The organism is uncultured Methanobrevibacter sp., assembly GCF_947166415.1.
Classification (GTDB): Archaea; Methanobacteriota; Methanobacteria; order Methanobacteriales; family Methanobacteriaceae; genus Methanocatella.
Window position 1 is genome coordinate 1 of sequence record NZ_CAMVEE010000010.1, and the last position, 12,124, is coordinate 12,124.

A 12,124-nucleotide genomic window follows, 5' to 3' on the forward strand; every position below is an offset into this window, starting at 1 on the left:
CATACTTGACATATTTGTTTACCCGACACTTTTTGTATAAAATGCTCATATAAAAATTGGTCAAAACGAATATATTAAATTTGTCAAATAGGAGTAAGTTTCCACCAACCAAGTAGAGCACATGATAATTTAATATATAATATTTTGGTCATGAGAGTATATTAAAGTAAGTATTGATTGCAGATTGTCGGATGAATAAAGTTTAATATTTTTGAAACCGGATTTTCTTCGTGACTGATGAAACAAACAATTCATGATGATGAATACGCATTTTAAAAAACTGGAATAAATATAACTGCAGGACGCGAAAATAATATGTGAAAGAATATCCTCTGTGTTTGATTAGGAGAATTAAGGATATACTTTCATTAAAGCGATTGGATTAAATTGTGTTATTTATAACTCTTATATCCTCAGTCAAGTCATAATTAGATATTGTATTACCAACTATATTGATTACATATGGATAATTAAAATTAAATAATATGGTTGTTTTTATTCTTCCTACTTCAGAATAAGCATATGCATTAAAACAGTAAGGTAAACTTCTATGTTCAGTAATATTTTCATATCCTTTCATTCTGAGATATTCTTTTAATAAAAATGTATTCCTTTTTGCATTATTGTCAAAAGCATAATCTCTATACTTCATAACATATATTTCAGATTGCCTATCATTTTTTGATAAAGCTACAATGGATGAATAAGATTCATCACTACTAGGATAACTTCCTATATCATAATAGTCTGGACAATCAAAAGATAAACCATTTTTATTAATATGTCTTGTATTCATTTTATTTCCTCCAGTTACTTTTCCATTACTAAAACTATAACCACAGAATCCACAATTGATGGCTGATCCATTTAATTTATGGCCACATTCAGGACAATATTTTGACTTATTATATGAAGTATAACTAAAATTAGATGATGAATATCCTGGATATTCATAATTACAATATGGACATTTTTTTGCCACTTCATTAATTCTATGATTGCAGTTAGGACAATTTTTCCATTTAATGCCTGAAGTTTTGTTAAAAGTATTTGCAGGTCTTTTGGCTTGGTTACTTGCATGTGAATTTTGTGGGTTATTTGAATTGCTTCCACTAAATAACGCACAACCTACTACAATAATTAATATTATTGCTATTATTAATAGTATTGACATTATTTGTCTCCTTTTAAATATTTAATTTTTAAAATTAATTTAATTATTTTTGTATTGGATTATGATAATTAAAATTGTTTATAAAAATTAATTAATCGAAAATTGTCTTATTGGTATAAGTTATTGGTCCATATTACATTCAGAACATACGACCCATACAATACCACATACAAAAATCAATCCTATCAAAGCTAACATATTTTATCACCCTATCTAAAATCTTACATTTAATTTTGTAAATCTGAACATGAAGATGCACAGACACCAACACAGACTAATAAACCTATAAATGCTAATATTGCAACCATACTATCACCAAAACATCATGTCTAACATCATAAATACATAAATATATCCAAATCCAAATAATAATCCAGTTATTAATCTTCGCAAATTATTGCTTAAATAGGAAGTATGTTTTTGAACTAAACCATCAACAATCATTGGAATCCATAAAAGAATCATCAAATAAAAGTTTTCAAATTGTACTAATAATGAAAAAGGCAATCCAATTAATACACCAAATATTATTCCACTACAACGGGCACAAAATGGAAACTGATATTTTCCAATGAAAAAACTTCTTTCAGGCTTTTGATGACATAAATGACTTCCAATTTTAAATACAAATTCATAAATGCCCATAAACCAATACTTCCATAATTTTTTAATAATACCGTATTATTATTAATTTATGTATAATTTCTTCAATTATTAAGTTTAAAATCCTATATATATATATATATATCGATTTTGTTTTTTTAACATCATTAAGCTATTATTTTTAAATAATAATGAAATTAAGATTTTTATTAAGATTTACATTAATTTTCCATTGAGCTATGAATTTGAATTTGAGAAGATTGTTGTATGTTAAAAAATTAGTTAAGGATATATTTTAACTACATTAAATTTATTACTTATTTTATATAAAAATTATAATAAATAATATAATAAAATATTTTGGAAATGATTATCATGGGACTTACTGATTATATCAAAACAAGATTGCTGAATAATCGTGTAGAACAGTATAATACTAAGCGTAGCTATTGGGGTGAAGATGAAAGGCAGCCTAGAACTGATGGGATAAATACTGGTCTTGACTTGCCTGATGTGCTCCCTCCGGTAATTAATAAGACAATAGCTAATGCTCGTTATGCTGTTAAGCTTGACGGTTATACTTCAGGAATTTTGAAAAATAGAATTGATAAGGCTAATGTTAATATGGTGCTTGTTGATAAGGAAAATAAGTTATCTCAAGAGCAGAAATTAACTTTAATTTTATGGGCTCGGAAAATTGACATCAGCCAAGTAGCTAAAAATATTCTGCAAGGTGGAATGGTTGATGGGGAAGGCCTAATTAAACCTGTGCAACGTTGGGATAAAAGTATTGGAAAATATGTTAAACCTATCTTTTTAGAAATTGGAGCACATGGCTATGGATTAAAGAAAGAGTTTAATGATGATAATGAAGTGCAGCTATATCTTCATGAAATGCCTAAGGATATTGTTGCTGGATCTCCTGAAGAGTTCGCTAATTATGTTAGTGTTGAAGAGGGAACATTAACGGTTAAGTACGAACCTGAAGAGGTTATTAACTTCATGTATAATGAAATCTACTGTGAAGCTCAAAGCATTATCTTAAATTGTCTTGATGATATTTATCATAAATGTAATTTGGAGAGAAACCAGGTAGAGAGAATTAATAAGGATAATATTATTGAAGTTAAGCCTGCGATGGATGCGAACGGTCAACCGTATATTACTGAACTTTCATCCACTGCTAAGGAAAATCTTTATGCTGATTATGGAACTACTGCGGGAAGTAATGTAGCTATTGTACCTCCAGGAATTGAATCTAAAATCCTTGGGGGTAACAACTACCAGTCTGACTATACTAGGCAAACTGAAATATTTAGGAATAATATTTTAAGGACTTTTGTAACTCCGCAATCTCAAGCGGGTAATGAAAAGTCTAATCAGAATGTGGCCGAGTACATTAACGATTCGGCTATTACAGGTTTCATTGTTAATGTGGCCAATGACCAGAAATGGGTGTTAAAGTATTGCAATCAGCTATTGAACTTGCAGTTGGAGTTAATGGGTATTAGTGAAACTTTAGATATTTATTTCAGCTATTCAAGAGATGATGTTTTAAGATACATTATGGAACTTTCTTCTGAAGGTGATGAGATTTATAAAAACTATTTAAGTAACTTTGAAGAGGAACAGCCTGTTGGTGAAAGGATTGTAACTGAAAGTGGTGTTGAAGTATAATAAATATTTATATAAAATAAGTAATAAAATATATAATAAATAATATAATAAAAATGTGATAATGATGAGACATGAACTTTTTGAAGTCGGATCCTATGACTACTCCGACCTGGACGATAGACTTGACAAACCTGTTGAATGGACTGAAGATGATCTAAAGCTAATAGCTGAAAATTACCGTGGAGGAATTCCACTAACTTCAGAACATGGCAATATCTACGTTGGCATTGGAAATAATATTGAATACGAGGAAGGAAAGCTATTCATTGAAGTTCCGGATGAACTGGATATGGAAGGAAAAGGATTATCTCCTAAAGTTGATGTCTTATTAAAAAATAATGGAGATTCATTTGGAATTGATACTATGAGCTTAATAGACGTAGGCGTTACTAAACACCCAAGAAAAATAAGACTTTTGAATTCTGAAATAACTGGTGAAACTGGAAATCCAAATCCAGAACCAACACCTCAAGCACAGCCACAGCCACCTGCGAAAGACACTAATGTAGCAACTAGCTTATTGTTAGAGAAGTTGCAAGGTAAGGATGCTGAGATTGGAAAGCTTCAGGATGAAATAAATAATCTAAAAGAAGAATCTAAAAAATATGATGAGATAAAAAAAGCTATTGAAGAAAATAAGGAATTCATAGATTCTAAAGATGACATTCTAAAAGAATTATCTGAATTAAGAAAAGCTGAAAATGAAAGGAAAATAAAAGAGTACGAAGCTAAGTATAACTTTAACTATAATGAGAATGCTCAGGATAAAGAGATAATAGATAAGCTATTGTCCGGTGATGTTGATATGGAGCTGATGGAAAAGCTAGCTGAGAGAAGAATAAAAATTGAAGCTAGTAATGATGGTTCCACACCTGGAGGAAGAAATCCTGCAAACTCTGGTGATGTAGGTGAAACTGGAGAAACAGGAAGCGCCGGAGATGAGAATGCACCTTCTTTCACAACCCGTGAAGAATATAATAAGATATTAAAAGATATGGGTTTTAACCGCACAAGAATTTAGCTATGATGGTGTTTTAATTGCTTTTTCACCGGAGTTAAAAATTTTTGATATGTAGGAAAACTCGTTATTCATAATCGGGGAGAAGTTGTTTTTACTTCTCCTTAACTATCTTGCATTGAAACCCTTAATGCCTAATTAAGGGGGGACAAGCCCCCCCCCTTTAATTACCCATGAGGCCAATGCAAGGAATTAAAGTTTATCAAAACTTAACCCTCGAACCGACCGGTAAACGGTCGGTTCTTAAATTTGACGAATTCATCTATGCCAAATTCATAAACTCGGAACAGGGGACAAGCCCCTGTTCCTCGGGCGTGACATGGCTATTATTGTTAGATCTATAGTATTGGCCTTTCGCTTACGCTCAAGGCGTCCAGTCCTCGCTTTCGCTCGGACGGAACATAATCTTTTATTAGTTGTCTACCTACACAACCCCAACAAGAGTCTATTCTATCCTATAGTATTGCTCGCCAATTCTATTCACCCAGGCCTCCCACAGATGCCTCCCTTCGGTCGGCATCGGGTCGGCCTGGGCGAATTGGCTCGCTTATAACATGAGTACGGCAAGACATCATGACTCCAAGGAGACTCATTCTTTTTTTAAAATTGCAATCATTTAAATTAATAAAAATTTTTAAATATAAAATTAATCCATAGTTATTATTATGTGTATTTGTGTAGTAGCATCCCCAAGATTATAAAAGACTTTTTTTAATACCAAAAACTATCTTAGAACTTTTGGTCAGGTAAACACCATTAGCTACTGCTTTCGATAGTTTTTCAAAATTCAACACTTTAAACAATTTATTAAAGGAGACTAATCTTATGGGAGATTCTATTAAACAAGAAACACAAGGAGTAAATTTACTGAGGGGAAACCCTAAAAAAGCAGTCATGAAATTATCATTGCCATTAATGCTGTCAATGATGGTAATTTCATTGTATAATATCATCGATTCATTCTGGGTAGCTGGACTCGGTGCAGACCAGCTTGCAGCGGTCGGATTTGTAATACCATTGGAATTTTTAATAATAAGCATAGGAACAAGCCTTGGTGCTGGAATAACATCCGTCGTTTCCAAATACATCGGAGAGAAAAACGATAAGCTAGCAGACAATTCCGCAGCCCATGGAGTGTTACTGTCATTGATCTTTTCAGTTATTGTAACAGTAATTTTTTCAGTATTTGCAAAAGAACTGCTAATGCTGATGGGGGCAAGGGGTCCTAGTTTAGGATATGCTCTTGACTATGGCCATATCTATTTTATCGCTAGTATATTTGTAGTAATGCCGAATGCACTGTACGGACTTTTAAGATCCGAAGGAGACACCAAAAGGACAATGTATGTCATGGTTCTCTGCGCAATTGTAAACATGGTGCTTGATCCGATTTTCATATACACTTTCAACATGAAAATGTTTGGAGCGGCCTTATCAACAATCATTTCATTAGCTATTGTCCTTGCAATAATAATATATTGGATTTACATAAAAAAGGACACATATCTGAATCCTACATTGGCAAATTTTGATTATGAATCATTTATCATTAAAGATATGCTTAAGGTGGCCATTCCGTCAATCTGTGAGATGATATTCATAACATGCATTACGGCGATAATGCATTTCATAATCCTGGCAGTTTCAACAACTGATTCGGTTGCTGTATTTGAAAACGGCTGGAGAATGGTGACATTAGCCACTGAACCTATGATGGCAATATCAACAGCATTAATTTCAATAGTCGCTGCAAACTACGGCGCAGGGAACTTCAAAAACATGAAAGCTGCATATGATTATGCCATGAAAATAGGAACGCTGCTTGGAGTGGTGGCACTCGTAATCTTTTTAGTCTTTGCACCACAAATAGCATACATATCTCATATGGCGCAAGCTCAAGACTTTTGGAACCGACAATTGAATTTTTCCACATATTCGCATGGTTCTTTATAGTATTTCCAGGAGGAATCATTTCAACATACGTATTCCAGGGGCTGGGCAAAGGAACACATTCACTGGCCTTTACTATTATTCGTGAGGCAATATGTGCAACAGTCTTTGCAGTGCTCTTTGGAATAGTATTTGATTGGGGAATAAATGGAGTATGGTTCGGAATACTTGTAGGATACACAATCGGAGGATTAATAGCCATTGTCTATGCAAATAATTATCTAGGAAAAATGGTGAAAGCATGAAATATAAAATAACAGACATCAAAGCTGATGAATTGCCCTTCGGCGATTTTTTAACATCAAGATACTCAATGACAGTTAGAGTTAAAGCAGAAGAATGTTATGAAATGTCCAAAATGGAAAACATTCCTTTCTTTAATCTGACAGCTGCCTGCATTCTGGAAGCAATAAATGAAATACCTGAATTCAAATTAAGAATCAAGGACAGTGATATCATTGAATATGACCACATCAATGCAGTAAGTCCGATAATGCAGGAAGATTATAGCATTCGTGAAATTGAGATAGTTCCCCCGTCCGAGTTTGAAGATATCTATAAATGGAATGATTATGTTGAAAACAAGAAAGCAAACATTGAGGACAATCAGTTTCTGGTTGAGCCTATGATGAGAGATGAGCTTCCAATTGCAAACTTGTCTTGCATTCCATGGATTGACTTTGATTCAATGACAAACATCATCGCAAGTCCAAATCAGATAATGCCTGTAATCAGCTGGGGAAAACTGGTTGACGGTAGAATACCAATTTCTATGACTGCAAGTCATGTGTTTATATTCGGATGGCATTTCAAACTGTTCTATGAAAAGACAGAAGAATATTTAACAAATCCTGAAAGGTTATTTGAAAAATAATCCATTCAATTTCCTTTTTTAATTTTAGCATAATCTGTAATTTAAATCAACAACTACATTTTAGTTTCCATTTCCTGAAACATATTTCACATTAACGGCAGGCATTGTTAATGTTGGTTTCATCTAAAAACTTGCATATATATCGGGAAAAAAAGTAATCGTTATTCCAGATATCAAACCGTTAATGTTATTACTTATTTTATTATATAATTTATATAAAAAGGATAATAAAATATTAATCATGACATTGCAGAAAAAATTACAAATCAATATTGTCATGAGCAATTACAACCAGAGGAGCAGTAGCTATTCATCCAGCTATGATTATATCTTCTTGGACAATCTAGCCAGCAGTTCTTATTCCAATCTTTTCAGAAGTGATTTGAAAAACCTGAAAATCAAAACAATTGGTGGTAGTGAATGTCAGGCATTATACATTCCAACTTACGGATCACAGCCTGCGGCCATTTTAGTTAGAGTTCCGGTTGGCCAGATTTCACAAACCACAAAGCTATTGCTGGACGTCCATGATACAGGAACAACCTTCTCAAGCACATTATCAACTGGAGGGGATGTGTTAATGTTTGATGCAAACTCTGATACATACTCACAATTTTTCATGAACTACTCAGGTTTATCATCAAACAATGACTCAACAGATGGAGGTCATTTTCTTAGAGCTAGATTTGTTCCAAACCTTGAAGGAACTTCTCCAACTGATTTAATTACAACATTTGCTTCAGGTCAATCTTTAAGTAACAACCGTGTTACTGTAGCCAGATTTAAACGTATTGGGGGAAATGTTGATGTTAATGATAATGCAACATATCATGGTTCAACTTTTGGAAATGTCATGATGCAAGCTGATGGCAGTCTCACAACTTATGGAGTAGATACGAAAGGCACAATATGCTACTGGGCAGATGAGGAAAAGGACTATTGCATGTTTAATGGTGCTGAGACTTTAGTAATGGCAAGTTCCTTTGATGCTTATGCTTCAGGCAGTGACGAGGAGGGAAATTATAAACAATATCACCGTCACGGCCGTGTAGGTACAGGAACCTCAAACAGCTCAGATTACCTGGAAGGATTCAGCAGAAACAATACTGGTAAGATTTATGAAACCAATTATGCGGAAATTCAAATCTCTCCAACATTTTATGCTACAACTGATTTCGAAGATTTCAATTATGTTGATCTAAAATGGTTGTTAGTATTTCCATCTCCATTGTTTGCAGCCAATGGAATTCCTCAAGTAACAGTAACAAAAAGAGATAAAACTGGAATTCGCCTATATAAAGGAAGTCATGAATACACTAAGGCCTACAAAGGCTCAACGTTAATGTGGGACGCTAATGATAGTGACATGGACGATACTGGACTTCATATTCCAGATAAAATAATTAATCATAATTGGGATTGGGTGTTTTAAAATGATTATAGATTATGATGACGCATCAACAATCGGACATGGCCGTGGATATCCAACTGGCCTCGAACATACAGAGAAAATGGACGTAATAGCTTGCCTTCTTGATGAGGGCGAAAGAACATATGTTAATGATGAACATACAGCTTGGATTTGTTCCAATCAATGTGCAGTCGGTGATATGGTGACTTTAGACATGTCCTCAACTATGGAACATACAATAGTTAGGAAAGCCCAGGCAGGCGAATTGGCTTTCGGTTATCTTTTAGGTAAAGTTCAGGTTAAAACATCTGGATTAACATTAGTTGCTGTGGCGGTATTGGGAGATGTTTTCAGATTGAAACTCAAAAGGCCAGTGGCTGAAGATATATTGCCGAATACCCGGATCTACATTGACAGTGACGGCGAGTGCAATCCAGTCGAAGGTCATGACTTAAGGATGTTGTCAATCGTTAATCTTCAAGAAAATGAACATACGGATTACATTAGAGTCTATAGACAAATGTCTGAAGTTGAAATGTATCCTGAATCTCAGAACTGTATTGATCTTGGAGATTGCAGTTTTGAACAGGATGAGATAACTCATGTCGTTAATATGATTGTACCTTCAGAATCTAACATTATGGCGCAGGCCAATTATGTTAAGGATGCAGAAGGCGTTACCTATTGTGAGCTTCCGGATGTAGCTATTGTAAATAATGTAAGGTTCGTATGGGAAGATAACAAGTTATACATGGAATGGGAAGGTTGTGATGATGGCCAAAGTATACATTTTATATAAAATAAATAATAATTTATATAATAAAATATATAATAAAAAATATAATATTATTAGTGAGGGAATAACATGACAATAAGGAAACTGGTAGGAACTTTAGAAAACAAAGGACCATACATCGACCAGTCAACAGGCCACTGGTTCTACTGGAACGGCACAAGATACGTCGATAGCGGATATCCTTACGCTGTTAAACCCATTATAGAATTCAAAATAGAAAACGGCATATTATATTATTCAATAACTTGGGAGACACAATGAAATACATCAAATACTTTGAAACAATCAAGGAATACGAATCCTGGATGAGCATCGAAGAAAACGCTGAAGAAGTATACAGGTCTGAAGAAAAGATGTGCGTTGATGGAGTAATCATCAGCCACACATACAAAGACTTTGAAAATCCAATAGCAATAGGTGATAATCAATGATTTACGAATGGTTAGAAGCAAACAGAAAAGACATTGACATTTTAACTTCATTTCTTGTTACAGCTATTCCAGTTATCATGTTATATTCAGAAGCATTAGGCATAAGTGAAAACACTGTTCCTTATTGTATTCTCATGATAATCTTAGGTATAGCTAGTCATTACGCAAGTAGAATAAGAGGAGAAGGAGATGTTGAAGACGCAAAACAAAAAGCTAAAAGAGTTTTGGGTTTCCCTGAAGAACAATAAACTTCTCTGGAGGATATTGTTATCATGAACAAAATAAAAAAGAAGATACTCATCTGCAACTTTACCAAAACAATTTCAAGTGCTGTTTTAACAGCGATAGCTATCAACATCATAATGACCAATGCAACAAAGTATGCTTTAATCGAAGGACTATTGCCATTTACATTGGCCATCGTTATTGTTGCATTAATTGACATTTATGAGTATAGATGTGAGCGTGAAGACAAGATAAATTTGGATGAACTGGAAGATAGAATCAAAAAGTTGGAAGGTAATGTAGATGGCGAAAGGTAAAATTCTAATTGCTGTTCCAACATTTGAAAATATCAAACCTGAGTGTTTCAAAAGTATCTATGGTCTGACAAATCCTAAGAATTTTAATCTTTATTTCGATTATGTGAAAGGATATGACTGTGCACGTGCAAGAAACGAAATAGCCAAACTAGCAATCAAGCATGAGTTTGACTATGTGTTAATGGTGGATTCAGATGTCAGTGTTCCAAAGGATGCTCTTATTAAGCTATTGGAATGTGAAACAGACATTGCTTTAGGATGGTATTTCAAAAAGAGAACAAGAACAGATGAGTCTGTTATCTTTGATTTTGGAAAGGATTTCAACAATCAAAATATGATCTATGGAAAAACATTAATGGAAGCTAATGATCACTTTGACATTAAAGGAGGTGGCCTTGGAATCAGTCTCGTTAATGTTAATGTCTTTAGAAAAATGGCATTTCCATATTTCAAATATGTAATCTATGGGAATGACACAATACTTTCTGAAGATTTATATTTCTGCAGTGAAGCCAGAAAATACGGAATGAATATCAAATGTAACCCAAAGATTAAAGGAAATCACATATATGAGGTGAGTGTTTAAATGCAAGACCAGATCGTTTTATTGGAAGGAAGAAAAGAAGTCACTACATTTTTACTCGATGATGGAGATATAACCTCAAAAGATGTAGTAACAGAAACAGGACAAAGCATAGGCTATGAATACACAAATAAACTTTATCCTGAAGATACAGTTATAATATCTCCAAATTCACAGATAGGAAAAGAGATGGTGAAAAAATACGCTGGCAGTGATGATGAAGTGCCAATAGGTATTGTCGTTAATGATCCTGTTGTAATGGACAGTGGCCAGAGAAAAGCAAGTGTGTTAGTGTTAGGTCAACTATACAGACTCAAACTTGCCAGTGGAATTAGTGATATTTCACCTGCTGATAAAATTGCTTTAGGTGAAAACGGAGCCATCAAATCAGATGACGGTGAATTTTTAGCATTACATCCAGTTGAAGATTCAGATGAATACAATTACGTTAACTGTTTTAAATTAGCTAGTGGTAGTTCCGGTGAAACCGGAGCAACTGGTGAGAAAGGCGAAACAGGTGATACCGGACCTGCCGGACCAAAAGGAGATACTGGAGATACTGGTGAAACCGGTGCGAAAGGAGATACTGGAGACACAGGTGCAACAGGTAATGACGGCACCAGTGTTGAAGTCTATAAAGACTCTGCACACAGACAAATCATATTTTCAGGTGAAAATTCAACAGCCATCATCCAATTCAGTGAAATAACTGGACCTGCCGGTGAAACCGGAGCAACCGGTGAAAAAGGTGATACTGGAGCAACTGGAAATACTGGAGACACAGGACCTAAAGGTGACACTGGAGATACTGGTGCAACAGGGCCTAAAGGAGATACAGGAGATACTGGAAATACCGGACCTAAGGGAGATACAGGTGATACAGGTGATACTGGTGCTACAGGTGCAACAGGACCTGTAAATCTCGCAAGTACATTAGACACTACAGACACAACCAATGCCATCAAAAATGCACCAGTAGCTACAGCTATTGAAAACCTGCAAACAAGTATTGGAACAATAACAACCACACAGACTGCCAACTTGAACCTATTGGGGAGCTAGCTA

The 12,124-nt window shown here is 34.3% G+C and carries 15 protein-coding genes; 13 read left to right on the forward strand and 2 right to left on the reverse strand.

Translation table 11 applies throughout. The features are described from left to right. Positions 1-382: 382 nt before the first annotated feature. Both Q0W25_RS03155 and Q0W25_RS03160 read right to left on the reverse strand, forming a co-directional pair. Positions 383-1,174 (reverse strand): zinc ribbon domain-containing protein, encoded by a 792-nt coding sequence (locus Q0W25_RS03155; protein ID WP_298518805.1) that lies wholly within the window; start codon positions 1,172-1,174, stop codon positions 383-385. A gap of 312 nt (positions 1,175-1,486) precedes the next feature. Continuing rightward, a complete protein-coding gene (locus Q0W25_RS03160; RefSeq protein ID WP_298518808.1) occupies positions 1,487-1,819 on the reverse strand; it encodes a DUF2085 domain-containing protein in 333 nt (110 codons plus the stop codon). Between the two features lie 324 nt (positions 1,820-2,143). Here Q0W25_RS03160 and Q0W25_RS03165 point away from each other — a divergent pair, with 324 nt between their 5' ends. The 13 genes from Q0W25_RS03165 to Q0W25_RS03225 all read left to right on the forward strand — a co-directional run bounded on the left by Q0W25_RS03165 (position 2,144) and on the right by Q0W25_RS03225 (position 12,121). Continuing rightward, positions 2,144-3,454, forward strand: coding sequence for a hypothetical protein (locus tag Q0W25_RS03165; RefSeq protein WP_298518811.1), 1,311 nt, complete (start codon positions 2,144-2,146; stop codon positions 3,452-3,454). A 64-nt stretch (positions 3,455-3,518) separates the two neighbouring features. Continuing rightward, positions 3,519-4,475, forward strand: a complete 957-nt coding sequence (locus Q0W25_RS03170) for a hypothetical protein (protein ID WP_298518813.1) — start codon at positions 3,519-3,521, stop codon at positions 4,473-4,475. An 822-nt stretch (positions 4,476-5,297) separates the two neighbouring features. After that, positions 5,298-6,425: an MATE family efflux transporter gene (locus Q0W25_RS03175; protein ID WP_298518816.1), complete on the forward strand. Its 1,128-nt coding sequence runs from the start codon at positions 5,298-5,300 to the stop codon at positions 6,423-6,425. Continuing rightward, positions 6,377-6,667: a hypothetical protein gene (locus Q0W25_RS03180; RefSeq protein WP_298518819.1), complete on the forward strand. Its 291-nt coding sequence runs from the start codon at positions 6,377-6,379 to the stop codon at positions 6,665-6,667. Before Q0W25_RS03175 ends, Q0W25_RS03180 begins: the two co-directional genes overlap by 49 nt. Further along, on the forward strand, positions 6,664-7,296 hold the full coding sequence (locus Q0W25_RS03185) for a CatA-like O-acetyltransferase (protein WP_298518821.1): 633 nt from the start codon (positions 6,664-6,666) through the stop codon (positions 7,294-7,296). The genes Q0W25_RS03180 and Q0W25_RS03185 overlap by 4 nt, the downstream gene beginning before the upstream one ends. A gap of 241 nt (positions 7,297-7,537) precedes the next feature. Next, positions 7,538-8,728 (forward strand): hypothetical protein, encoded by a 1,191-nt coding sequence (locus tag Q0W25_RS03190; protein ID WP_298518824.1) that lies wholly within the window; start codon positions 7,538-7,540, stop codon positions 8,726-8,728. A 1-nt stretch (position 8,729) separates the two neighbouring features. After that, positions 8,730-9,506: a hypothetical protein gene (locus tag Q0W25_RS03195; RefSeq protein WP_298518827.1), complete on the forward strand. Its 777-nt coding sequence runs from the start codon at positions 8,730-8,732 to the stop codon at positions 9,504-9,506. Between the two features lie 66 nt (positions 9,507-9,572). Beyond that, positions 9,573-9,764, forward strand: coding sequence for a hypothetical protein (locus tag Q0W25_RS03200; protein WP_298518830.1), 192 nt, complete (start codon positions 9,573-9,575; stop codon positions 9,762-9,764). Next, on the forward strand, positions 9,761-9,934 hold the full coding sequence (locus Q0W25_RS03205; RefSeq protein WP_298518833.1) for a hypothetical protein: 174 nt from the start codon (positions 9,761-9,763) through the stop codon (positions 9,932-9,934). Before Q0W25_RS03200 ends, Q0W25_RS03205 begins: the two co-directional genes overlap by 4 nt. Continuing rightward, positions 9,931-10,182, forward strand: coding sequence for a hypothetical protein (locus Q0W25_RS03210; protein WP_298518836.1), 252 nt, complete (start codon positions 9,931-9,933; stop codon positions 10,180-10,182). The genes Q0W25_RS03205 and Q0W25_RS03210 overlap by 4 nt, the downstream gene beginning before the upstream one ends. Before the next feature lie 24 nt (positions 10,183-10,206). Continuing rightward, a complete protein-coding gene (locus Q0W25_RS03215) occupies positions 10,207-10,476 on the forward strand; it encodes a hypothetical protein (protein WP_298518839.1) in 270 nt (89 codons plus the stop codon). Further along, a complete protein-coding gene (locus Q0W25_RS03220) occupies positions 10,463-11,062 on the forward strand; it encodes a glycosyltransferase family 2 protein (RefSeq protein ID WP_298518842.1) in 600 nt (199 codons plus the stop codon). Before Q0W25_RS03215 ends, Q0W25_RS03220 begins: the two co-directional genes overlap by 14 nt. Next, entirely contained in the window at positions 11,063-12,121 is a 1,059-nt protein-coding gene (locus Q0W25_RS03225; RefSeq protein WP_298518845.1) for a hypothetical protein, read from the forward strand. It begins immediately after the preceding gene. Positions 12,122-12,124: the final 3 nt, after the last annotated feature.